16 protein-coding genes, 1 pseudogene and 1 CRISPR repeat array are annotated in these 24,199 nt (G+C 65.8%); of the genes and pseudogenes, 11 read left to right on the plus strand and 6 right to left on the minus strand.

Translation table 11 applies throughout. The features are described from left to right. The first annotated feature begins 4 nt into the window (after positions 1–4). The 3 genes and pseudogenes from cas1 to ALIDE2_RS24890 form a co-directional block, all read left to right on the plus strand. Entirely contained in the window at positions 5–934 is a 930-nt protein-coding gene (gene cas1, locus ALIDE2_RS00975) for a type II CRISPR-associated endonuclease Cas1 (protein ID WP_013517128.1), read from the plus strand. A gap of 48 nt (positions 935–982) precedes the next feature. After that, a complete protein-coding gene (gene cas2, locus ALIDE2_RS00980) occupies positions 983–1,192 on the plus strand; it encodes a CRISPR-associated endonuclease Cas2 (RefSeq protein ID WP_274427686.1) in 210 nt (69 codons plus the stop codon). Between the two features lie 59 nt (positions 1,193–1,251). Next, positions 1,252–1,488 (plus strand): annotated as a pseudogene (locus ALIDE2_RS24890) (helix-turn-helix domain-containing protein); the annotation flags it as partial. Between the two features lie 40 nt (positions 1,489–1,528). Here the strand turns inward: ALIDE2_RS24890 and tnpC are convergent. The 3 genes from tnpC to tnpA all read right to left on the minus strand — a co-directional run bounded on the left by tnpC (position 1,529) and on the right by tnpA (position 3,883). Next, entirely contained in the window at positions 1,529–3,043 is a 1,515-nt protein-coding gene (tnpC, locus tag ALIDE2_RS00985; RefSeq protein ID WP_013516299.1) for an IS66 family transposase, read from the minus strand. An 82-nt stretch (positions 3,044–3,125) separates the two neighbouring features. Then, a complete protein-coding gene (gene tnpB, locus ALIDE2_RS00990; RefSeq protein ID WP_013516300.1) occupies positions 3,126–3,458 on the minus strand; it encodes an IS66 family insertion sequence element accessory protein TnpB in 333 nt (110 codons plus the stop codon). Then, entirely contained in the window at positions 3,455–3,883 is a 429-nt protein-coding gene (tnpA, locus tag ALIDE2_RS00995; RefSeq protein WP_013516301.1) for an IS66-like element accessory protein TnpA, read from the minus strand. Before tnpA ends, tnpB begins: the two co-directional genes overlap by 4 nt. Before the next feature lie 13 nt (positions 3,884–3,896). Between tnpA and istA the strand changes: the two genes are divergently transcribed. Further along, a complete protein-coding gene (istA, locus tag ALIDE2_RS01000) occupies positions 3,897–5,273 on the plus strand; it encodes an IS21 family transposase (protein WP_274427540.1) in 1,377 nt (458 codons plus the stop codon). Next, the gene (gene istB / locus ALIDE2_RS01005) at positions 5,266–6,081 is read left to right on the plus strand and encodes an IS21-like element helper ATPase IstB (RefSeq protein ID WP_013721199.1); all 816 of its coding nucleotides are present in this window, start codon (positions 5,266–5,268) and stop codon (positions 6,079–6,081) included. The genes istA and istB overlap by 8 nt, the downstream gene beginning before the upstream one ends. A 294-nt stretch (positions 6,082–6,375) precedes the next feature. Next, a CRISPR array of direct repeats spans positions 6,376–11,292; the repeat unit is 36 nt; unit sequence ATTCTAGATCACTGGGATATGCGCACTGGCCGGAAC. Positions 11,293–11,624: 332 nt separating this feature from the next. On the opposite strand, the gene ALIDE2_RS01010 is transcribed toward istB, so the two are convergent. After that, a complete protein-coding gene (locus tag ALIDE2_RS01010) occupies positions 11,625–12,167 on the minus strand; it encodes a shikimate kinase (protein ID WP_013517174.1) in 543 nt (180 codons plus the stop codon). 105 nt (positions 12,168–12,272) lie between these two features. On the opposite strand from ALIDE2_RS01010, the gene ALIDE2_RS01015 reads away from it, so the two are divergent. After that, a complete protein-coding gene (locus tag ALIDE2_RS01015; protein ID WP_013721200.1) occupies positions 12,273–13,172 on the plus strand; it encodes a YihY/virulence factor BrkB family protein in 900 nt (299 codons plus the stop codon). Positions 13,173–13,297: 125 nt separating this feature from the next. Next, on the plus strand, positions 13,298–14,014 hold the full coding sequence (locus tag ALIDE2_RS01020) for a glycine zipper 2TM domain-containing protein (protein WP_013517176.1): 717 nt from the start codon (positions 13,298–13,300) through the stop codon (positions 14,012–14,014). Between the two features lie 56 nt (positions 14,015–14,070). Here the strand turns inward: ALIDE2_RS01020 and ALIDE2_RS01025 are convergent, their stop codons facing one another. Further along, a complete protein-coding gene (locus ALIDE2_RS01025) occupies positions 14,071–14,844 on the minus strand; it encodes a ferredoxin--NADP reductase (RefSeq protein ID WP_013517177.1) in 774 nt (257 codons plus the stop codon). Positions 14,845–15,036: 192 nt separating this feature from the next. Between ALIDE2_RS01025 and ALIDE2_RS01030 the strand changes: the two genes are divergently transcribed. From ALIDE2_RS01030 to ALIDE2_RS01045, 4 genes are all read left to right on the plus strand, one after another. Then, positions 15,037–16,233, plus strand: coding sequence for an ABC transporter substrate-binding protein (locus tag ALIDE2_RS01030; RefSeq protein ID WP_013517178.1), 1,197 nt, complete (start codon positions 15,037–15,039; stop codon positions 16,231–16,233). 16 nt (positions 16,234–16,249) lie between these two features. Continuing rightward, the gene (locus ALIDE2_RS01035; RefSeq protein WP_013517179.1) at positions 16,250–18,148 is read left to right on the plus strand and encodes an ABC transporter permease; all 1,899 of its coding nucleotides are present in this window, start codon (positions 16,250–16,252) and stop codon (positions 18,146–18,148) included. Next, complete coding sequence (locus ALIDE2_RS01040; RefSeq protein WP_013517180.1) at positions 18,145–19,683, plus strand: ATP-binding cassette domain-containing protein; 1,539 nt, start codon at positions 18,145–18,147, stop codon at positions 19,681–19,683. Before ALIDE2_RS01035 ends, ALIDE2_RS01040 begins: the two co-directional genes overlap by 4 nt. Before the next feature lie 147 nt (positions 19,684–19,830). After that, complete coding sequence (locus ALIDE2_RS01045; RefSeq protein WP_013721201.1) at positions 19,831–22,731, plus strand: C1 family peptidase; 2,901 nt, start codon at positions 19,831–19,833, stop codon at positions 22,729–22,731. Between the two features lie 32 nt (positions 22,732–22,763). Here ALIDE2_RS01045 and ALIDE2_RS25685 read toward each other — a convergent pair whose 3' ends face one another. Then, on the minus strand, positions 22,764–23,921 hold the full coding sequence (locus ALIDE2_RS25685; RefSeq protein WP_337999173.1) for a TonB-dependent receptor plug domain-containing protein: 1,158 nt from the start codon (positions 23,919–23,921) through the stop codon (positions 22,764–22,766). Positions 23,922–24,199: the final 278 nt, after the last annotated feature.

Genomic DNA, 24,199 nt, shown 5'->3' on the forward strand with positions numbered 1-24,199 from the left:
GACCATGATCGGTCGTATCGTCGAAATCGCAGACGACCGGCGGCATCTCTTCGTCAATCGCGGCTTCCTGGTCGTGCGTGACACCGAAGGTGAACGCAAGGAACTGGGTCAGGTGCCACTGGACGACATTGCTGCTGTCATCGCCAACGCCCACGGCCTGACCTATACCAACAACCTGCTCGTGGCACTCGCTGAACGCGGCGCCCCGTTTGTGCTGTGCGGCCCCAACCACAATGCCATGGGTATGCTGCTGCCCATCGACGGTCACCATGTACAAGCCAAGCGCATCGAGGCGCAGATCGCGGCCAGCCTGCCTGTGCACAAGCGCCTGTGGGCGGCGGTGGTCAAGTCCAAGTTGGAGCAGCAGGCCGCCGCATTGGAGGCCGCTGCCGCCCCTACCGCTCCTTTGCTTGCACTGGTGAGTAAGGTCAAAAGCGGCGACCCGGAGAACATCGAAGGGCAGGGCGCTCGCCGCTACTGGGGCCTGCTATTCGGTAACACCTTTCGCCGCGACCAGAACGGTGATGGCGTGAACGCGCTGCTCAACTATGGCTACACCATTCTGCGCTCGGCCACGGCGCGGGCAGTGGTGGCTGCGGGTTTGCACCCGAGCATAGGCTTGCATCACAGCAACGATAGCAATGCCATGCGCTTGGTGGATGATCTGATGGAGCCCTTCCGCCCCGTGGTGGATTTGAAGGTGTGGCAATTGCTGGCCCAGGGGGAAGCGCACGTCACCCCGGAAACCAAGCGCGCTCTTGTGCGTGTGCTGTATGACGATATGCAGACCAGCGTGGGCGTGACGCCTGTGATGGTCTGCATGCAAAAACTCGCCATCTCCCTCGCGCAGGTCTACTTAGGCGAGCGCACGAAACTCGATTTACCTCTACAGGGTTTGCCTTTGGCCTTGGCGGGAAGTTCCGAGTCGGACTGATTCAAACGACCTGTTAGAGGCATGCTTTCCGGATACCGGCTCATGTGGATGGTGGTGATGTTCGATTTGCCCGTGGTGGAAAAGTCTGAGCGGCGCGCGGCCACGGGCTTTCGCAACGCATTGCTGGACTTGGGCTTCGAGATGAGCCAGTTCAGCGTCTACATGCGGTTCTGTACCAGCCAAACACAGGTGGACACCCTGTTGTTGATTCATTTCCAAATCTGGGCCATTTCGGGACGCGTTCACGTTGAAATCTGAGCCACGTTGCCGCTCTATCGTGCTGAATTTTTCAGCACGGGGGAGCAGGAGTGATCAACGTGAGCACATTGAGCAAGTTGCGCCGCCTCGTGCTGAGGCAGGACGTGTCGGTGCGCGAGGCCAGCCGCAGGCTGGGCATCTCGCGCAATACAGCCACCAAGTGGCTCAAAGACGGGCAGATGGCCGAACCCCGATACCCGCAGCGGGTGTCAGGCCCCAGCATCCTGGAACCGTACAAGGAACAGTTGGGCCAATGGCTCAAGGCCGATAGCCATCGCAGCAAAGTAAGCGCACGGCAAACCCATGTTGACCGCCGCTGGCGGCCATGGCTGATGATCAGATATCGATGGGTTGCCAGCGATGCGGCAGCAGTTCTTCAATCCGGCTGGCCTTGTGCGTGGGCAGCCGGGTCAGCACATCCTTGAGATAGGCATATGGGTCGTGCCCGTTCATGCGCGCTGACTGGATCAGGCTCATCACGGCGGCCGCCCGCTGGCCCGCGCGCAAGCTGCCGGCGAACAACCAGTTCGAGCGCCCCAGGGCCACAGGCCTGATCTGGTTTTCGATCCAATTGTTGTCCGGCGGCAGCTGCGGGTCATCGACGAAGCGCGTGAGCGCTGCCCAGCGCTTGAGGCTGTAGTCCAGCGCCTTGGCCGTCGCCGAGTTGCCCGCCACCTGCTGGCGTTGCAGCACCATCCACTGGTGCAACGCGTCCAGAATGGGCCGACTGTGCTGCTGGCGCACCTGCAACCGCTCTGGTGCCGCCAGGGGCTGAACTTGCCGTTCGATCTCATAGACCCGGGCGAACTGCATCAGGGCCAATTCGGCGATCTGGCTCTTGCCCGCTGCGTGCAGGTCGAAGAACTTGCGCCGGGCGTGTGCCAGGCAACCGGCTTCGGTCACGCCCTGGCTAAAGCTGGCCTTGTAGCCGGCATAGTCGTCACAGATCAGGCTGCCGCGCCAGTCCCCCAGAAAGGCGCGGGCGTGTTCTCCGGCGCGGGACTCGCAGAAGTCATAGACCACGGCCCGCGTGGCTTCAAACGCTCCCGGGGCATAGGCCCACAGGTAGGCCCGGTGCGTTTTACCGCTGCCCGGCTTGAGCATGGCCACCGGGGTCTCATCACCGTGCAACACCCGGTGGCCGAGCACCTCGGCCTTCAGGGCATCGACCAGCGGTTGCAGCCGCGCACCGCAGGTGCCTACCCACTGCGCCAGGGTGGATCTTGGAATCGCCAGGCCGGCGCGACCAAAGATGTTCTCCTGCCGGTACAAGGGCTGGTGATCCTGGTACTTGGCCACCAGCACTTGGGCCAGCAGGCCGGCAGTCGGGATGCCTTTATCGATCACATGGGCCTCGACCGGCGCCTGGGTGATAGTTTCGCACTGGGTGCACGCCCACTTGCCACGGATGTAGCGCTCCACGGTAAACACGCCGGGCACGTAGTCCAGCTTCTCGGCCACGTCTTCGCCGATGCGCTGCATCCGGCAGCCACAGGCGCAGGTGGTCGACTCAGGCTCGTGGCGGATTTCGCGGCGCGGCAGGTGGGCCGGCAGCGGCTGGCGTTTGGGCTGTTGCTTGGCTTCGGGCGCAGCCGCAGGCGGCTGGAGTTGCTCAATCTCGACAGCGACCGCCGCCAGGTCGGCATCGATCTCGTCTTCCAGCAGGCTCTTCTGATCGGCGCTGTGCCGCTCGGATTGGGCGGCGAACTTCAGCCGCTTGAGCAGCGCGCACTCATAGGTGAGCTTCTCGTTGAGCGCGCGCTGGTGACGCAGTTCGGCCAGCAGGCGCTGGGTCACTTCGCGCAGTTGCTCTGCGTCCAGTTCGCTCAGGGCTTGCTCGTCGATCACCATGGCTGGCAGTGTGCCCGCTCACCCTGGGTCCAGCCATTGACGCATCTCCCGATTGCCACGGCCACGCCCTTGCGCCGACGATTCAGACCACGCTGATGGCACCTTGCGAGCCCACACGCTGCCAGGGCAGGCCCAGCACCAGGGCGTTGAGCTGGGCGTGTTCCAACGCCACGTTCGGACTGCCCGCAGGTGCCCAGACAAACTTGCCCTGGTGCAGCCGGCGCGCGGCCAGCCACAGCCCCACACCGTCATGTACCAGGACCTTCAGGCGATTGGCTCTCTGGTTGGCGAAGACGTAGGCATGGTGCGGGTGGGCCGCGCCGAAGGTGGCGATCACCCGCGCCAGGGCCGTGTCCGTGCCCGCGCGCATGTCCAGCGGGGTGGTGGCCAGCCAGGCCTCATCGATACGGATCACCGCAACAACTCCCGCAGCATCTGGGCGCACTCGGCGGCGCCAGACAAGGGCCAGTGCACGGTCACGGACATGCCGGGGCGCTGGCATTCGATGCGGATGCCGTCCGCTGGCGTTGGCAAGGACGCGGATGGCAGCTCACCAGCAGACGCCGGCGGTACTGCGCTCAGGTCGATGGGGATAAAGGCCGGGGGTGGGGAAGCAACGACTGCAGTGCTGACGCCAGCTTCAAGACGGTGAAATCCCTGCGCCCATTCCTTGAGCCAGCGGTGTAGCACGTTGGCGTTCATGCCATGTTGCAGGGCCACCGCCGCGACCGATGCGCCTGGCTGTCGGCAGGCAGCCACCAGCTCGGCCTTGAATTGCGGGGTGTAGGTGCGGTGCGTGCGCCGCTGCGCATAGCGCGGGGTCTGAGGGTCTTTGAGCATCGTGTCCACGCCAATGTTGCGTGCACACGATCTTGCTCAGCCTTACCACCTCATTCAAGATGGGTTCGCCAGCCGCATACGCAGCAAACGCGATCGGCGCGGGATCAAGGCGATGTTTGAAGCGCTGCGGGCGCAGGGCTACAGCGGCAGTTGGGGGCCGGTGTACGCCTTTGCCCAGCGCTGGCAGCAAGAGCAAGGCAACGCGTCACGCGGCGCGGGGTTCGTGCCGCTGAGCTTCGAGTTGGGCGAGGCATTCCAGTTCGACTGGAGCTGCGAGTACCTCTTCATCGGCGGTCTGCGCCGCCGCCTGGAGGTGGCACACACCAAGCTGGCGGCCAGTCGCGCCTTCTGTCTGGTGGCCTACTACAGCCAGGCGCACGAGATGCTGTTCGATGCCCACGCACGGGCGTTCGCCCTCTTCGGTGGCGTGCCCCGCCGGGGCATCTACGACAACATGAAGACCGCGGTCGACAAGGTCGGCCAGGGCAAGCAGCGCAGCGTCAATGCGCGTTTCGAGGCCATGACCGGGCACTACCTGTTCGAGCCGGAGTTCTGTAACCGGGCCGCCGGCTGGGAGAAGGGCGTCGTCGAGAAGAACGTCCAGGACCGGCGCAAGGACATCTGGCGTGAGGCCAGTGAGCGGCGCTGGGGATCGCTTGACGAGATCAACGACTGGCTGGAGCAAGCCTGTGTGAAGGCCTGGGGCGAGATGAGTCACCCAGAGTGGGGGCACCTCACGGTGGCCGACGTCTGGCAGGACGAACGTGCACGCCTCATGCCCAACCCCCGGGCGTTTGATGGCTATGTGGAGCAGCCGGTGCGGGTCTCTGCCACTTCGTTGATCCACTTCCAGCGCAACCGCTACAGCGTGCCATGCGAGTGGATCCACGCGGTGGTCAGTCTGCGGGCCTACGCAGATGGCCTGCTGGTGGTCGGTCCCGATGGGCGACAGGTGCGCCTGCAGCGCAGCTTCGAGCGGGACCAGACGCTCTACGACTGGATGCACTACATCGCGCTGATCGAGCGCAAGCCCGGCGCGCTGCGCAACGGCGCGCCCTTCAAGACCATGCCCGAACCCCTGCAGGAGTTGCAGCGCCAGTTGCTGCGCCACAGCGGTGGCGACAGGGTGATGGCGCAGGTGCTCATGGGCGTGAGCCTGCATGGGCTCGAAGCCGTGCTTGTGGCGGTGGAGCTGGCACTGCAGTCGGGGCGGGTGAGTGCCGAGCACGTGCTCAACGTGCTCTCGCGCTTGCAGGAGCAGCGCATGCCTGAGCCACCGGTGGCCACCATGCTCACGCTCAACACGCCGCCACTGGCCAACCTGCAGCGCTACGACGCGCTGCGCAACGCCCAGCCTCAAGAGGCCTCACCGGAGTCCGAGCATGCATGACCTCATGGATGCCTTCAAGGCTCTGGGCTTGCACGGCATGGCCAGTGCCTGGCCGGAGGTGCTGGGCACTGCACGCATGAAGTCGCTGGATCACGAGGCCGTGCTGCACCAGCTCATCAAGGCAGAGACCGCGCAGCGCGAGGTGCGCTCCATGGCTTACCAGATGCGCGTGGCGCGCTTCCCATCGCACCGCGATCTCGCCGGCTTTGACTTCGCCCACGCGCAGCTCGATGAGGCGCTGGTGCGCCAATTGCACACCCTTCGCTTCGTGGAGTCGGCGCACAACGTGGTGCTGGTTGGTGGCCCCGGCACAGGCAAGACCCACCTGGCCACCAGCCTGGGGATCGAGGCGATCCGCATGCATGGCAAGCGGGTGCGCTTCTTCTCCACGGTGGAACTGGTCAACGCCCTGGAGCTGGAGAAGGCGCAGAGCAAGGCCGGGCAGTTGGCACACCGGCTGATGTACGTCGATCTGGTGATCCTGGATGAACTGGGCTATCTGCCGTTCACGCAGTCGGGCGGCGCCATGCTGTTCCACCTGCTCTCCAAGCTGTACGAGCGAACGAGCGTGGTGATCACCACCAACCTCACCTTCTCAGAATGGAGCAGCGTCTTTGGCGACGCCAAAATGACCACCGCCTTGCTCGACCGACTCACGCACCACTGCCACATCGTGGAGACAGGCAATGAGAGCTGGCGATTCAAGCATTCCAGTGCCGCTGGTGCGGCACCGCCAAAGCAACGCAACAAAGCTCAGAAAGGAGATCGAAAAGCAGCAGACCCGATAGACTTATCCACAACCGAGTAGCCAGAACATCCATCAACCCAGTGGCTCAGTATTCGACGTGATCACTGGCTCAGTTGTGCTGATGAATCAACACCCTGTGTCGCAACGTGGAAACGGCCTTGCCGCCAGGCGGAAAAGTCCATATCTTCCAATTCACAGACAAGCAGTACGAACGTGCCATCACCTTCCATGGCCAGCGTCGCCAACCAGGCCAAAAAGCACCCGATCAGTTCGATCTTTTCTGACCATGCAACCTATTTTCTGGTGCCTAGAAGCACAAAACCCCTTGAAAAATCAAGGGGTTAGCGCGATCTCATTCTAGATCACTGGGATATGCGCACTGGCCGGAACATCCGTGTAGCGATGCTTGATGACGATCTTATTCTAGATCACTGGGATATGCGCACTGGCCGGAACCGCTATGGCCGCTGCCTCTCCCGCCATGCGATTCTAGATCACTGGGATATGCGCACTGGCCGGAACACACCGGAGACGTTCGAGCAAGGCTGGGCAATTCTAGATCACTGGGATATGCGCACTGGCCGGAACACACCGGAGACGTTCGAGCAAGGCTGGGCAATTCTAGATCACTGGGATATGCGCACTGGCCGGAACTGGCGAACTTTTTGCAGGGATCGGACGAGTATTCTAGATCACTGGGATATGCGCACTGGCCGGAACGCTACAGGGGGTGTTAGGGCCGCTCCCAGCATTCTAGATCACTGGGATATGCGCACTGGCCGGAACATATTTCGCGGACGTGAAAATTAGAGGAACATTCTAGATCACTGGGATATGCGCACTGGCCGGAACAGAGCCAGGCAGAGGCGTACAGCCACCAGCATTCTAGATCACTGGGATATGCGCACTGGCCGGAACTCGAACTCCGGAGTGTCGTGGCCGCAGAAAATTCTAGATCACTGGGATATGCGCACTGGCCGGAACCGAGCTTGTCGGCTTCGGAGCTCGCGCCGCATTCTAGATCACTGGGATATGCGCACTGGCCGGAACCGGTCTGCACGGCGTGCGGCGTGTGCGGGGATTCTAGATCACTGGGATATGCGCACTGGCCGGAACATCGGCGACCGCCCAGTTTTCATGGTCGGCATTCTAGATCACTGGGATATGCGCACTGGCCGGAACAAAAGCCGGCATAGGTGCCCGAGCCGATGATTCTAGATCACTGGGATATGCGCACTGGCCGGAACTATGCCGCATCTGCGGCGTGCCAGTCGGGAATTCTAGATCACTGGGATATGCGCACTGGCCGGAACTCGTAGTTCTCGTTCACCAGATCGGTGAGCATTCTAGATCACTGGGATATGCGCACTGGCCGGAACTTGCCTTGAGCATCGGTGCTGAAGCCCTGGATTCTAGATCACTGGGATATGCGCACTGGCCGGAACAGCACGAGGAACGCGTTATCGGTTGCGCGGATTCTAGATCACTGGGATATGCGCACTGGCCGGAACCATCTGCCGATGCGCCAGACCCGGCACAAAATTCTAGATCACTGGGATATGCGCACTGGCCGGAACGTTGCCGGCCAGCTCATGCGTAGGCGTCCGATTCTAGATCACTGGGATATGCGCACTGGCCGGAACTCATCGGCGCCGCGTGCGCCGGCGCATCGGATTCTAGATCACTGGGATATGCGCACTGGCCGGAACCAGTGAAGGCAGCGGAGAACGGCACGATCAATTCTAGATCACTGGGATATGCGCACTGGCCGGAACTCCAGGAACTTGCCCCAGAACTTCCAGCCGATTCTAGATCACTGGGATATGCGCACTGGCCGGAACTCCAGGAACTTGCCCCAGAACTTCCAGCCGATTCTAGATCACTGGGATATGCGCACTGGCCGGAACTAACGCCACGGCCCCGTGACGTCGATCAGCATTCTAGATCACTGGGATATGCGCACTGGCCGGAACTACCGTGAGGACATCATCACCGGGCGCGTGATTCTAGATCACTGGGATATGCGCACTGGCCGGAACTACCGCCTATCAAGTTCGCCGAGCTGGCGGATTCTAGATCACTGGGATATGCGCACTGGCCGGAACGCATGCGCGCGGTGCGTGGCGCAACGGTGTATTCTAGATCACTGGGATATGCGCACTGGCCGGAACACCAGGTGGCGCGCATCATCACACCCGTGCATTCTAGATCACTGGGATATGCGCACTGGCCGGAACGCGCCGGACTATCAAACGCCCGACTGGCTGATTCTAGATCACTGGGATATGCGCACTGGCCGGAACTGCAGAGCCCGGTTGAACGCCGAACTGCTGATTCTAGATCACTGGGATATGCGCACTGGCCGGAACACAGTCGGGCTGTTTGTTTTTTATGAGGCGATTCTAGATCACTGGGATATGCGCACTGGCCGGAACCTAAAGATCGTTAAAAAGGCCCCGGGATAAATTCTAGATCACTGGGATATGCGCACTGGCCGGAACCGCCAGCGTGGATACAAGCCCGAAGCCGTAATTCTAGATCACTGGGATATGCGCACTGGCCGGAACAGGGAGGTGTGAATGTGGATGAATCCGATCATTCTAGATCACTGGGATATGCGCACTGGCCGGAACCTAGACCACAGGTTGTTCACGATCAGCCTGATTCTAGATCACTGGGATATGCGCACTGGCCGGAACGCTGCAGGAAGAACACCACGCGGCGCACCATTCTAGATCACTGGGATATGCGCACTGGCCGGAACTCCGCGCGGCGCTGGAAAATTGCAGGAGGATTCTAGATCACTGGGATATGCGCACTGGCCGGAACCAAGCGCCCCTTGCAATCCTCGGCCAACTCATTCTAGATCACTGGGATATGCGCACTGGCCGGAACCACGCAAAGCCAGGAATAGTGCATTGACCTATTCTAGATCACTGGGATATGCGCACTGGCCGGAACGCAATTCTCGTCATCAGCTCCGCGCGCCGATTCTAGATCACTGGGATATGCGCACTGGCCGGAACAGGAGCGCTCGGCCGCCAAGCAAGCGCGCGATTCTAGATCACTGGGATATGCGCACTGGCCGGAACTCCAGCAGCGTGTTGGCTCTGGACATTCAAATTCTAGATCACTGGGATATGCGCACTGGCCGGAACCGTTTCCAACGAAACCCTGCAGCGCTGCCAATTCTAGATCACTGGGATATGCGCACTGGCCGGAACACACCGGGCTGCAGCCCAGTGTCTCGGCCAATTCTAGATCACTGGGATATGCGCACTGGCCGGAACTGTCGGGCGCGGCAATGGATCGGGGCGATGATTCTAGATCACTGGGATATGCGCACTGGCCGGAACCGGGCCAGGAGGTGCACGCTGCCGACGGCTATTCTAGATCACTGGGATATGCGCACTGGCCGGAACCATGATGGTCGCTTGCGCCTCAACCGTTTTATTCTAGATCACTGGGATATGCGCACTGGCCGGAACCGACAGATAAGCATGCACGTCGGCCAAGGAATTCTAGATCACTGGGATATGCGCACTGGCCGGAACCAGGGTAATCAGGGATCGCGGCGGCCTGCTATTCTAGATCACTGGGATATGCGCACTGGCCGGAACCACAGCGTGGCAAGGCGTTTCTGCGTGGACATTCTAGATCACTGGGATATGCGCACTGGCCGGAACTACAGCACCTCGCCTTCGCCAGGCTCGCTGATTCTAGATCACTGGGATATGCGCACTGGCCGGAACCACAAGCCAGAGCATGGACAGGCCATCCGCATTCTAGATCACTGGGATATGCGCACTGGCCGGAACCGCGTAGACGGCATCGTCGTCGGTGACCTGATTCTAGATCACTGGGATATGCGCACTGGCCGGAACTCGATTACGCCCTCAATGACTGCCGTCTTGAATTCTAGATCACTGGGATATGCGCACTGGCCGGAACTCGCCGTCGCGCAGGAACTGCACACCACTCATTCTAGATCACTGGGATATGCGCACTGGCCGGAACTATGTCGCGCATCCTCTGCGGGCTCAATGGATTCTAGATCACTGGGATATGCGCACTGGCCGGAACACTCCAAGGGAGGATCGCATGCTGGCGCAAATTCTAGATCACTGGGATATGCGCACTGGCCGGAACCGCACCGGCAGCAATGCCCGCACCGGCAGCATTCTAGATCACTGGGATATGCGCACTGGCCGGAACTGGACATGTTGCCACCCGCGCCGCCGCCGTATTCTAGATAACTGGGATATGCGCACTGGCCGGAACAATTTCAACGCCATGGCATTCGCGTGGGGCATTCTAGATCACTGGGATATGCGCACTGGCCGGAACGTGGGCGTCAGCATCCGCCTGCCCGGTAAGATTCTAGATCACTGGGATATGCGCACTGGCCGGAACTCTGCTGGATGGCGGAAGAACGGGGGCGAGATTCTAGATCACTGGGATATGCGCACTGGCCGGAACAATGGGTACAGTTTCGTTGGTCGGCATGGTATTCTAGATCACTGGGATATGCGCACTGGCCGGAACCTTGGGCGCTGAGGATTTTTTCGGCGCCCTATTCTAGATCACTGGGATATGCGCACTGGCCGGAACACGGTGTCTCCGGTCTGCACGTCGATCTGATTCTAGATCACTGGGATATGCGCACTGGCCGGAACCGGCCATAAAAACAAGCACCGGCTCCACGGATTCTAGATCACTGGGATATGCGCACTGGCCGGAACCCGGAATCGATGCTGGAGGCGAAAGCCTACAATTCTAGATCACTGGGATATGCGCACTGGCCGGAACGAGTGCATTATGCAAATATGCGTAATTCAGATTCTAGATCACTGGGATATGCGCACTGGCCGGAACTTTTCGCGACGTTCCTTGCTGAACTTGTCCATTCTAGATCACTGGGATATGCGCACTGGCCGGAACCACTGTGCTCATGGCACGCGACCGGGTTTTATTCTAGATCACTGGGATATGCGCACTGGCCGGAACCTGGGCATGAGGTTGGCAACGGCTGACGGAATTCTAGATCACTGGGATATGCGCACTGGCCGGAACACTGCGGGCCGCTCTGCGTAGGCTGGCCTGATTCTAGATCACTGGGATATGCGCACTGGCCGGAACCGGGGCGAGCTGCTGGTGCATGCCGGCAAGATTCTAGATCACTGGGATATGCGCACTGGCCGGAACCGGGACCCCCAGCAGGGCGCGCCCTGCACCATTCTAGATCACTGGGATATGCGCACTGATTTGAAAGGTTTGGATCTATGTCGAGCTGTGAATAGGGAGTTGAATGATTCAAATATTTGCAGTTTATTCGCCTGGGGATGGCGTTGGTATTGAGGGTATGATTGTTAAAATTATAGGTTGTAAATGTATTTACTGAAATTTCCAAAGGCTGTGCAATGAACCTTGCATTGTCGGACCCATTCACATACACGACTTTCCCACGCGCGCCAGTGTGGTCGCCACCGGCAGGCACTGCAGCACGCCTGTGAGATGCATATTTGCCGTATCTTGATCGTGCCTGTGGAACTGGCGCTGGCGCACATTGGGCACAGCGCGGCAGATATATGCCGGAAAGTACCTCACGTGTTGAGGTCTGGCTTGCCGGGTGCCATCTCCAGCTGCATCATGGCCATGTTGACCAGCGTGTTCACCGTGGGCCGGCCGGTCTCGATGACGTAGCGCGCGGTCTCGCGGTACAGCGGGTCGCGGTCGCGGTAGAGCTCGCGCAGGCGGGCCAGGGGGTCGGCCACCTGCAGCAGCGGGCGCGTGCGGTCGTGCTTGATGCGCCGGAAGATCTCCTCGGGCGAGGCGCGCAGGTACATCACGTGGGGGAAGCTGCGGCGCAGGGCCTCGCGGTTCTCCGGACGCAGCACGGCGCCGCCGCCGGTGGACAGGATCATGCCGCCGGGCTCGTCGGCCAGCGCGGCCAGCAGGGCGGACTCGTGGTCGCGGAAGGCCTGCTCGCCGTGCTGCTCGAAGTAGTTGCGGATGCTGGTGCCCAGCTGCTGCTCCAGCCGCTGGTCCAGGTCGATGAAAGGCAGCCCCAGGCGGCGGGCGAGCTGCCGGCCCACCGTGGATTTGCCGGAACCGGGCATGCCCACCAGGGCGCAACGCGTTTGCATGCTTGAATTTTCGTAGGGGAAGGCGGCGAGTGTAAGGCGGGCTGTCGGCCTGCGCCGACACCCGGCGACCGTGGCCGTGCGCACAATCGGGCCATGCCTTCATCCATGCAGAACCTGAACCAGGGCGCCCGGCGCCTGATGCAGCCTGCGGCGCCGCTGCTGCGCGCCGTGCAGCTGTGGCTGGACGCGGAGGGCCTGCGCATGAGCGCCGCCATGTCGTTCTACGGCATGCTGAGCCTGGCGCCGCTGTTGCTCCTGCTGGTGGGCGTGCTGGGCTGGTGGGTCGACAAGGCCTATCTGGAGAGCAGCCTCATCGCCCAGGTGCAGGGCGTGATGGGCGAGCGCGGCGCCGAGGTGGTGCGCATGGCGCTGGCCAGCGCCAAGGCGCCGGCGCAGGGCTGGCTGGCCTCCATCGCGGGTTTCGTGCTGCTGCTCTCGGGCGCCACGGGCGTGTTCGCGGAGCTGCAGTCGGCGCTCGCGCGGCTGTGGGTCCATGGCCGGGCCGCGCCCGAGCGCAAGCCATGGTGGCACATGGCGTCGCTGCGGCTGCGCGGGCTGGCCTATGTGCTGGCTATCGGCTTCCTGCTACTGATCTCGCTGGTGCTGTCTACGGCCATCAAGGTGCTGGCCACCTGGGCCGGCGCCCTGCTGCCCTTCGGCGCCGGCGTGCTGCTGCAGTTCGCCAACGAGGCCGTGGCCTTTGCCGTGGCCGTGCTGTTGTTCGTGGGGCTGATGCGCATCGGCAGCGGCCCCAAGCCGCCGCTGTCCTGCCTGGTGCTTGGCGCTGCCGTGGGCGCGGCGCTGTTCACTGCGGGCAAGCAACTGCTGGCGTGGTACCTGTCCACGGCGGCCGTGGTCTCGGCCTATGGGGCGGCGGGCTCGCTGGTGGTGCTGCTGATGTGGATCTATTTCTCGTCGGCCGTGCTGCTGTTCGGCGCCAGCTGCGCACGGGCCCTCGACGAGGCGCGCACGGCCGCCGGCGCGCAGCCGGTGGGGCAGGGCTGACCGCCGTTTACGTCCGTTACAGCCTGCGCGGCATTGTGAAGCCGGGGCCGGGGTAGCCTCGGTACGCACTGCATGGCCCGGTGCCCGGGCCGTGCGCTTCGTACCAATGACACAGGATCGCAACCATGAACCCCGCCACCTCCTCCCAGCCTGCGGCCAGCGTCAAATGGCTCTGGGCCGCCGTGGGCGCGCTCGGCGTGAGCGTGCTGGCCCTGGGCGGCACGCTGCTGGCGCAGAACCTGCGCGGCGACGCCTCGCCCGCGGCGCAGGCCACGGCCGCCGCGCTGCGCACGCCCGAATCCGAGATCATCGATGAAAAAGCGCCTCAAGGGCAGGCGCAGCAAGCACTGGCAGCTACTGATTCAAGAGCGGTCCAGTCCCGGCGCGCTCCGATGCCCCAGGCCGACTCTTACCTGCAGCCGGCCGCCCAGAGCCGACCCGCGGCGCCGGTCTGCGCCAGCTGCGGGCGCGTGGAGTCGGTGCAGGCCATCGAGCAGGCGGCGCCCGCGACGGGCCTGGGCGCGGTGGCCGGTGGCGTGCTCGGCGGCGTGCTGGGCAACCAGATCGGCAAGGGCTCGGGCCGCACGGCTGCCACGGTGCTGGGCGCCGTGGGCGGAGGCTACGTGGGCCACAAGGTGGAGGAGCGCACCCGCACCACCACCGTCTACCAGATGCGCGTGCGCATGCAGGACGGTTCGGTGCGCAGCTTCACGCGTTCCCAGCCCGTGGCCGAGGGCACGCCCGTGCGCGTGCAGGGCAAGGGCTTTCGCGTGGACGACGGCAGCGGCGACGCGGACCGCGCCGGCACGCAGCCCGTGCGCGTGGTGGACAGGGGGTATTGAGGCCCCTCGCCCCGCCCTCTCCCCAAAGGGGCGAGGGCGGCCGGTCGCGCTAATCCTTACTTTTCAACGAACGCCCGCTCGATCACGAAGTCGCCCGGTCGCGTGGTGTTGCCTTCCTCGAAGTCGCGGTGCTCCAGGATGGTCTTGAGCGATGCCAGCATCTCCGGGCTGCCACAGAGCATCGCGCGGTCGGTGAGCGGGTCGAGCGGCGGCACGCCCAGGTCGGTGAACAGCTTGCCGCTTTCGATCAGATTGGGGATGCGGCCCTGGTTGCGGAAGGGCTCGCGAGTGACCGTGGGGTAGTACTTGAGCTGCTTGGTGACCAGCTCGCCCAGGAACTCGTGCTTGGGCAGCTCGCGGGTGATGTAGTCGTGGTAGGCCAGCTCGGCCACCTGGCGCACGCCGTGGATCAGGACCACTTCCTCGAACTTCTCGTAGGTCTCGGGGTCGCGGATCACGCTCAGGAACGGCGCCAGGCCCGTGCCCGTGGACATCAGGTACAGGCGCTTGGCCGGCAGCAGGTAGTCGATGAGCAGCGTGCCCGTGGGCTTCTTGCCCACGATGATGGAGTCGCCCACCTTGATGTGCTGCAGGCGCGAGGTCAGCGGGCCGTCCGGCACCTTGATGGACAGGAACTCCAGGTGCTCCTCGTAGTTGGCGCTGACGATGCTGTAGGCGCGCAGCAGCGGCTTGTCGTTGACCTTCAGCCCGATCATGGTGAAGTGGCCGTTGGAGAACCGCAGCGCCGGGTCGCGCGTGGTGGTGAAGGAAAACAGGCGGTCGGTCCAGTGGTGCACCGACAGGACACGCTCTTCGTGGAATGCGCTCATGGATGGACAGGAAGGAGTGGAATGAGGGGCTTGCGGTTTCGGCGAGTTTCGGCGTTTTGTTATTCGCAATGGGCATAAGCCGAAATGCGAGGCCCGCGTGCCATGCGGGCAAACCCGTACATTGTCGGGCAAACTCGGCGCGGCGGTACAGTTGCGCCGTCCGGCGACTGACCTGGGGCAAAGGATTCCATCATGCACAAACGCTTCACTGCCTTCGTGGCGGCACTGGCCTGGGGCCTGGGCGCGGCCCAGGCGCAGGACGTCTACACCATCGGCGAGATCAACAGCTACAAGGCCCAGCCCGCGTTCCTGGAACCCTACAAGAAGGGCATGGAGCTCGCGGTGGCCCAGGTCAACGCCACCGGCGGCGTGGGCGGCAAGAAGCTGCGCCTGGTCACGCGCGACGACAACGGCAACCCCGGCGACGCCGTGCGCGCGGCAGAGGAGCTGATCGCGCGCGAGAAGGTGGATGTGCTCATGGGCAGCTTTCTGTCGCACGTGGGCTTGGCGCTGACCGACTTCGCGCAGCAGAAGAAGCGCTTCTTCCTGGCCGCCGAGCCGCTCACCGACAAGATCGTGTGGGAGAACGGCAACCGCTACACCTTTCGCCTGCGCCCCTCCACCTACATGCAGGTGGCCATGCTGGTGCCCGAGGCCGCGGCCATGAAGAAGAAGCGCTGGGCCATCGTCTATCCCAACTACGAGTACGGCCAGTCGGCCGTGGCCACGTTCAAGCAATTGCTCAAGGCCGCGCAGCCCGACGTGGAGTTCGTCGCCGAGCAGGCCGCGCCGCTGGGCAAGGTGGACGCGGGCAGCGTGGTGCAGGCGCTGGCGGATGCCAAGCCCGACGCGATCTTCAACGTGCTGTTCGCGGCGGATCTGGCCAAATTCGTGCGCGAGGGCAACACGCGCGGCCTGTTCGCGGGCAAGGGCGTGGTGAGCCTGCTGTCGGGTGAGCCCGAGTACCTGGACACGCTCAAGGGCGAGGCGCCCGAGGGCTGGATCGTCACCGGCTACCCCTGGTACGCCATCCACACGCCCGACCACGAGGCCTTCCTGGACGCCTACAAGAAGCGCTTCAAGGACTACCCGCGCGCGGGCTCGGTCGTGGGCTACAACGCCATCCAGTCGATTGCCGCGGGCTTGAAGAAGGCCGGCAGCGCCGACACCGAGAAGCTCATCGCCGCCTTCAGGGGCCTGGAGGTGCGCACGCCCTTCGGCCCCATCACCTACCGCGCGCAGGACCACCAGTCCACCATGGGCGCCTACGTGGGCAAGACGGGCCTGTACGGCGGCAAGGGCGTGATGGTGGACTTCAAGTACATGGACGGCGCGAAGTTCCAGCCGTCCGACGCCGAGGTGAAGAAGCTGCGCCCGGCCGCGCCCTGACCCTGACCCTGCGCGCATGGACTTTTCCGGCCTCCTGGCCCAGCTGCTCAACGGGCTGGCGGGCGCGTCCACGCTGTTCCTGGTGGCGGCGGGGCTGTCGCTGATCTTCGGTGTCACGCGCATCGTCAACTTCGCCCATGGCTCGTTCTACATGCTGGGGCTGTTCGCGGCCTATTCCTGCGTGGAGCAGCTGGCGGGCGCCATCGGCTTCTGGCCCGCGCTGCTGCTGGCGCCGCTGGCCGTGGGGCTGCTGGGCGCGCTGGTCGAGCTGCTGCTCCTGCGCCGCATCTACCACGCGAGCGAGCTGCTGCAGCTGCTCGCCACGTTCGCGCTGGTGCTCGTCATCAAGGACGCGGCCCTGTGGCTCTGGGGGCCGGAAGAGCTCTTCGGGCCGCGCGCGCCGGGCCTGGCGGGCGCGGTAGACCTGCTGGGCCGGCGCTTTCCGGCCTACGACCTGTTCCTGATCGCCGTCGGCCCGCTGGTGCTGGTGCTGCTCACGCTGCTGCTCACGCGTACGCGCTGGGGCACGCTGGTGCGCGCCGCCACGCAGGACCGCGAGATGGTCGGCGCCCTGGGCGTGAACCAGGCCTGGCTGTTCACGGGCGTGTTCGCGCTGGGCGCGCTGCTCGCGGGTCTGGGCGGCGCGCTGCAGCTGCCGCGCGAGCCCGCCAGCCTGGAGCTCGACATGCTGACCATAGGCGCGGCCTTCGTCGTGGTGGTGGTGGGCGGCATGGGCAGCATCCCGGGCGCGTTCGTCGCGGCGCTGCTGATCGCGGAACTGAAGGCCGTGTGCATCTGGCTCGGCGTGGTGCAGGTCGGCGGCGTGGCGGTGGCCTTCCCCAAGCTCACGCTGGTGGTGGAGTTCCTGGTCATGGCGCTCGTGCTCGTCTGGCGGCCCTGGGGCCTGATGGGCCGGCCGCAGGCCGCCGTGCGCGCCCCGGGCGCGCCCGAGGCGCTCCTGCACGGCGCCGGGGCGCGCGCCGCGGCCGCCTGGGCGGCGCTGCTGGTTGCGCTGGCGCTGCTGCCGCTCGCGGCGGGGCAAGAGGGCTACGCCACCGTGCTGCTGACCGACGTGGCCATCGCCGCGCTGTTCGCCGCCAGCCTGCACTTCATCCTGGGGCCGGGGGGCATGCACTCCTTCGGCCACGCGGCCTACTTCGGCCTGGGCGCCTACGGCGCGGCGCTGCTGGTGCGCTGGCTGGATCTGCCCATGGGCGCGGCGCTGCTGCTCGGCCCCCTGGCGGCGGCCGCGGGGGCGCTGGTCTACGGCTGGTTCTGCGTGCGCCTGTCGGGCGTGTACCTGGCCATGCTCACGCTCGCGTTCGCGCAGATCACCTGGGCCGTCGCCTTCCAGTGGGACGGCCTGACCGGCGGCAGCAACGGCCTCACCGGCATCTGGCCGCCCGAGTGGGCCGCGCAGGGCGCGGCGTTCTACTGGCTGGCGCTGGCGCTGGCCGCCGCGGGCGTCTACCTGCTGCGGCGCATGCTGTTCGCGCCGCTGGGCTGGGCGCTGCGCGCCGCGCGCGACTCGGCCCCGCGCGCCGAGGCCATAGGCATCCATGTGCGCCGCGTGCAATGGGCGGCCTTCGTCGTCGCCGGGCTGCTGGCGGGGCTGGCGGGGGCGCTGTTCGCGTTCTCCAAGGGCGGCGTGGCGCCCGACGCGCTGTGGGTGGGCAAGTCGGTCGATGGCCTGGTCATGGTGCTGCTGGGCGGCGTGCAGCAGCTGGCCGGCCCGCTGGTGGGCGCGGCCGCCTTCACCTGGCTGCACGACAGCGTGGCGCGCGCCACCGACTACTGGCGCGCGCTGCTGGGCGGCACCATGCTGGTGCTGGTCTTGCTGTTTCCACAGGGAATTTCGGGGTTTGCCCAGTACTGGCAAGCGAAGACAGCTCTTAAAAAAGGAGTTGCCGCATGACCCTGCTGCGCGTGGAGAACCTGCGCAAGTCCTTCGGCGGCGTGCAGGCCGTGCAGGGCGTGTCCTTCGCGCTCGCGGCCGGCGAGCTGCTGGCGCTCATCGGCCCCAACGGCGCGGGCAAGAGCACCACCTTCAACATGGTGGACGGCCAGCTCGCGCCCGACGGCGGCCGCGTGCTGCTGGACGGCCAGGACATCACCGGGCTGAGCCCGCGCGCCATCTGGCGCCGCGGCGTGGGCCGCACCTTCCAGATCGCGCAGACCTTCGCCAGCTTCAGCGTGCTGCAGAACGTGCAGCTGGCCCTGCTGTCGCACGACCGCAAGGCCTGGCGCTGGTGGCGCCGCGCCGACGCGCACCGCCCTCAGGACGCGCTGGCGTTGCTGGAACAGGTGGGCATGGCCGCCCAGGCGCACCGCCCCTGCAGCGAGCTGGCCTACGGCGACGTCAAGCGTGTGGAGCTGGCCATGGCCCTGGCGCACGCGCCGCGCCTGCTGCTCATGGACGAGCCCACGGCCGGCATGGCGCCCGCCGAGCGTCTGGCCCTGATGCGGCTGGTGCAGCGCCTGGCGCGCGAGCGGCGCATGGCCGTGCTGTTCACCGAGCACAGCATGGACGTGGTCTTCGGCCAGGCCGACCGCGTGGCCGTGCTGGTGCGCGGCCAACTACTGGCCGAGGGCACGCCCGACGCCATCCGCCAGGACGAACGGGTGCAGCAGGTCTACCTGGGGCAGGGTCTACAGGACTTCGAAAAAAATAGCTGCCAGCGTCCGCCAGCAAAGGGCTCAGGGCCAAAAACACCTGAAATGCCGGGCGCCCCCCTGCTGCAGATGCAGGACCTGGACGCCTGGTACGGCGCGGCCCACATCCTGCACGGCGTGTCGCTCGCCGTGGGGCGCGGCGAGGTCGTGGCCCTGATGGGGCGCAACGGCGCGGGCAAGAGCACCACGCTCAAGAGCATCGCCGGCCTGCTGCAGCGCCGCAGCGGGCGCATGGCCTTCATGGGCCGGCGCATCGACACCCTGGCGCCGCACCAGATCGCCCGCCTGGGCCTGGGCTACGTGCCCGAGGACCGGCGCATCTTCACCGATCTCACGGTGCTCGAAAACCTGGAGGCGGGCCGCCAGCCGCCGCGCCACTGGCCCGGCGGCCAGCCCGTGCCGCACTGGACGCCGCAGAGGCTCTTCGCGCTGTTCCCCAACCTAGGCGAGATGCCGAACCGCCCGGGCGGGCGCATGAGCGGCGGCGAGCAGCAGATGCTGACCGTGGCGCGCACCCTCATGGGCCAGCCCTGCCTGGTGCTGCTCGACGAGCCCTCCGAGGGCGTGGCCCCCGTGATCGTCGAGCAGATGGCGCGCACCATCCTCGCGCTCAAGGCACAGGGCATGGGCATCCTGCTGAGTGAGCAGAACCTGCCGTTCGCCCAGGCCGTGGCCGACCGCGCCTACGTGCTGGAGCAGGGCCGGATCGTGCACGAGGCCCCCATGGCCGAACTGGCGCGCGACGTGCAGGCGCGCAAGCAGTACCTGGGCGTTTGAACACCGCGCAAACCGCTACATTCCGCAACATTGTTCGTGGGAGTGACGGCTCACTATGCCCGTCACACAATGCCCTCGTCGCGTGGCCCGTCTGCGTACGCAATAGCCGTCGCGGGATCGCGCGCTCCACAAGCAGGAGACAACGCCATGCCGACCTATCTGTTGCGCCAGGGGAGTCAGGATCCATTGGTCGCCAGGCTGCGCAAGGTGCTGGTGGCCGAGCTGGGGGACGCGGCGGAGAGCTACCCGCAGCTGGACAAGGGTGGCGCGACCTTCGATGCCATGCTGGACGCCGCGCTGCGCTGCTGGCAGAACGGCCGGGGGCTGATCGCCGACGGTATCGTGGGGCCGTGCAACCTGCTGGCGCTGGGGCTGGCCGACTGGCCGCCGCTGGACTGTGAGCTCAACACGGACAGCGTCCACGCCCTGTTTCCCGCAACCAAGCCGGTCAACATCGCGCGCTATCTGGGCTATGTGACGGCCGCCCTGCGCGCCGTCGGCCTGCTCGGCCGCGACATGGTGCTGGCCGCGCTGGGCACCATACGCGCCGAGACCGAGGGCTTCGTTCCGATTTCCGAATTCCAATCCAAGTACAACACCGCTCCCGGAGGAGCACCCTTTGCGCTCTACGACGGGCGGCTGGGCAACCGCCGGGGCGAGGGCGCCATGTTCCGCGGGCGCGGGTTCGTGCAACTCACGGGGCGCAGCAACTACGAGACCTATGGCGCCAAGCTGGGGCTGGACCTGGCCGCCACGCCGGAGTTGGCCAATGCCCCCGAGGTGGCGGCGCTGCTGCTGGCGCTGTTTCTGGATGCGCATCGCGACGCGATGCAGGCTTGCCTGGCCGCGGGGGACCTCAAGGGCGCGCGCCGCCTTGTCAACGGCGGCTCACATGGGCTTGCCAACTTCCAGAGCGTGTTCGAACTGGCGCAGAACGCATTGCCGGCCGCCGCCGCGCCAGCAGCGCCGCCACCCGTGGGCAGGCGCGCCGGGGGCCGGGCCGGCGCCACCGCCACGAGAAAGCGCGCGCCGCGCGGCCAGGCGGCGCAGGAGCCCGCCAGCGGGCGCACGCTCAATGCGCAGGCCGACGCGCCCGACCTGCGCGACCGCCCCTACACGCCGCCGCCCGCCAGCCTGCAGCCCGAATGGCCCACGACCGAGGCGGTGACCCAATGGCTGCCGGCCTATGCCAAGGCGGGCCTAGTGCTGAATCAGGGGCAGGAGGGCGCGTGCACCGGCTTTGGCCTGGCGGGCGTGGTCAACTACCTGCGCTGGGTGCGCGCAGGCTTGCCCAAGGCCATGGTGTCGGTCAGCCCGCGCATGCTCTACAACATGGCGCGGCGCTATGACGAGTACGCGGGCGAGAACTACGAGGGCTCCAGCTGCCGTGGCGCCATCAAGGGCTGGTTCAACCATGGCGTCTGCCTGGAGGACGACTGGCCGTACCAGGCCGCAGCGCAGCTACCCCCTCACTTCGGCTTTGCCGAGCGTGCCCGCGGCACCACCGTGGGCGTGTACTACCGTATCGACACCAGCAGCATCTCCGACCTGCAGGCGGCGATCATGCATGTGGGCGCCATCTTCGTGTCCAGCTACGTGCATGCTGGCTGGCAGGAAGTGGCGACCAGCACGCTTCCCAAGGGCCATGCCAGCCTGCCGGTGATCGCCTTCGACGGCATTCCCCGGCGCGATGCGGGGCACGCCTACGCGCTGGTGGGCTACAACGATCGCGGCTTCGTGCTGCAGAACTCCTGGGGTCCCGGATGGGGCGCGCATGGCTTTGCCGTGCTGAGCTACGAGGACTGGCTGCAGCATGCGATGGATGCCTGGGTGGTGGCGCTCGGCGTGCCTGGCCTGATCGGTGGCGGGCGCAATGTGCCGCTGGCCGCAGGGGGGCGGGCGGCCGCGGGCGGCGGCTGGTCCGAGAGCCAGACCCTCGACCATGTGATCTCGGTGGGCAACGACGGCCGCATGAGCCGCTACCTGACCACCGACGAACGTACGCGCAATCTCTCCTACCAGGTCAGCGTGCTGCCCGACCAGTGGTTCCGCGCGCAGCCGCCAGAGGGCAAGAAGCGCCTGATCCTGTACGTGCATGGCGGGCTCAACAGCGAGGCCGACGGCATCAAGCGCGCGCGCTCCCTGGGGCGGCTGTTCGAGGCCAATGGCTGCTATCCGCTGTTCGTGGTCTGGCACACCGGGCTGCTCGAAAGCATCCGTTACTACCTGGACGACTGGCGCGCGGGGCGCCCGGCCGCCGCAGGCGTGAAGGAATGGGCGACCGAGCGCACCGACGCGCTGATCGAGTCCACGATAGGCCGCACCGTGGTGCGCGCGCTGTGGAGCGAGATGAAGGAGAACGCCGGCTATGCCTGGCAGGCCACGCGCGCGGGCGACCTGCTGGTGCGTGCCCTGGGCGAGTTGAGAGCGCTGTGGGGCGACCAACTGGAGGTGCACCTGATGGGGCACTCGGCGGGCAGCATCTGGCTGGGGCACATGCTGACCTGGATGGCCAAGGCGCAGGCCACCTCTGGCGCGCCCGGCCTGCGCGAGGCGGTGGCCGGCGTCCATTTGTACGCGCCAGCCTGCACGGTGGCCTTTGCCAACCAGCATTTCGCCGACAAGGCGCTGCTGGGCAGAACCCATGTCGCCGTCCTGAGCGATGACCGGGAGCGCGACGACAACACCGCCTATATCTACCGTAAATCCTTGCTGTACCTGGTATCCAACGCGCTGGAGCAGGACCGGCGCACGCCCCTTCTGGGGCTGGAGCGCGCCCTTACCGGCCGCAACGACCAGAACACCTGGGACGGAGCCTCCACCACAGGCGAGACCCTGGCCATCTGGCGCCGCGCCGCGGCCGAGGCGCGGCTCACCTCGCGCCTGAAGATCGTGAGTGAGGACAAAGTGCTCACGGCCACGCCCGATGTGCGCATCCCCGCCAGCCATGGCGCGTTCGACAACGACGTGGCCATCGTCGGCGCCACGCTGGAGCGCATCTGCGGCCAGCCGCTGCGCGAGCCTCCGCGCGACCTGCGGGGTTACTGAGCGGGAAGCGCTTGCCGGCAAGCGCTTCCCGCTCAGAACGCGTACTTCAGCCCCGCCACCAGGTTCCGCGGCGCGCCGTAGAAGCCGTAGCTGCCGGGGTACTGCGCCTGCCAGACGGCCAGGTTGTCCTGCTTCAGGTGGAAGACCGCGATGCTGGAGGAGTGGCCGCTGGCGCCGAACGTGGGCGCGGCGTTGCCGCCGCCGTAGGCGAAGAGGTCGGCGATGCTGTCCACCGCCGATGCCGAATAGTCGTACTGCCAGCCGCCGTAGGAGGGGCCGGCGTCGCGCAGCTGCGAGAGCGCCAGGCCGCCGATCACCTCGTGCCGCCGGCCGAACAGGGAGAAGGCGCCCGTCAGGCACACGTCCAGGTTGTGCTGGCGGGGCGTGCCCTTGAAGCGCGTGGGCAGCAGGCTGGTGCCGCTGCCGTCGCGCTGCAGCATGCCGTTGAGGTAGGTGTAGACCGAGTCGTGGCGGTTCTCCACCCGGTCGTACATCGCCATGTTCTCGGAATAGTGGTTCAGCAGGGACGAGGTCGGAACGCCGTCCACCTCGTAGTTCTGGATCTCGAACCCGCGCGACCAGAAGCCGTCGCTCTCCGCCCCCAGGCCGTCGCGGGTGACGAAGATGCCGGAGACGCCCTCCGGCACGTCGCTGAGGTGGGCGCTGCGCTGGTCGTCCAGCCGCTGGCGCGTGACACGACCGTGAGCGACTGGGGCGTCTCCTGCGGCGATAGGTTGATCCGCGTGGAGCTGCTGGATGAATTGGTCTCGTAGGCGCCGGTGCCCTCCGTGGTGGCCCCCGGCGCCTTGCCGGAGATGGTGACCCCCGGCAGCGCCGCAGGCGCGGCGAGGGCGGCCGCGGGGGCCGGCGCCGCTTCCGCGCGCCGCACCGTCAGCGTGCCGTTGCCGGTGCGCGACAGCTGCAGCCCGCTGTCCTCCAGCGCCTTGCGGGCGGCCTGCTCCGCCGTGTAGCGTCCGCGCACCGGGGACGCGGAGAGGCCGCGCACGGACTCCGAGTCGATGGAGATGCGCTCGCCGCTTTCCTCGGCGATGCGCGTCAGGCTTGCGCCGAGCGCCTGCGGCGGAATGTCGCAGGCGCGCTCGGCCGCGGCAACGCCGGACTGGGCATGCGCGGCAAGGGGCGCCGCGCCGGCCAGCACGGCGGGGCGCAGCCCCCGGCGCAGGGCGGATGGGTGGGAGGGGAGAGTTGGCATGGGACGGATCGGCTCATGCCGGGCGTCGCGCCGCAGCCATGCCTCGAACGCCTGCCGGTCGCGCGCGCTGGCCTCCAGCGACTCCAGCAGCAAGGCTCGCTCCTCCGGGGACGGCGCCAGCTCCGCCGGCAGCGCCGCGATGGCGTCGAGGTAGGTCTGCTTCAGCTCGCGCCGCCGCCCGAGGTTGATGAGCAGCCGCTTGGCCACCGTGGACAGGTAGGCGCGCGGCGTGGATGACCCGCAGGAAGGTCTCCG

The organism is Alicycliphilus denitrificans K601, from assembly GCF_000204645.1.
In the GTDB taxonomy this organism is placed as follows: Bacteria; Pseudomonadota; Gammaproteobacteria; order Burkholderiales; family Burkholderiaceae_C; genus Alicycliphilus; species Alicycliphilus denitrificans.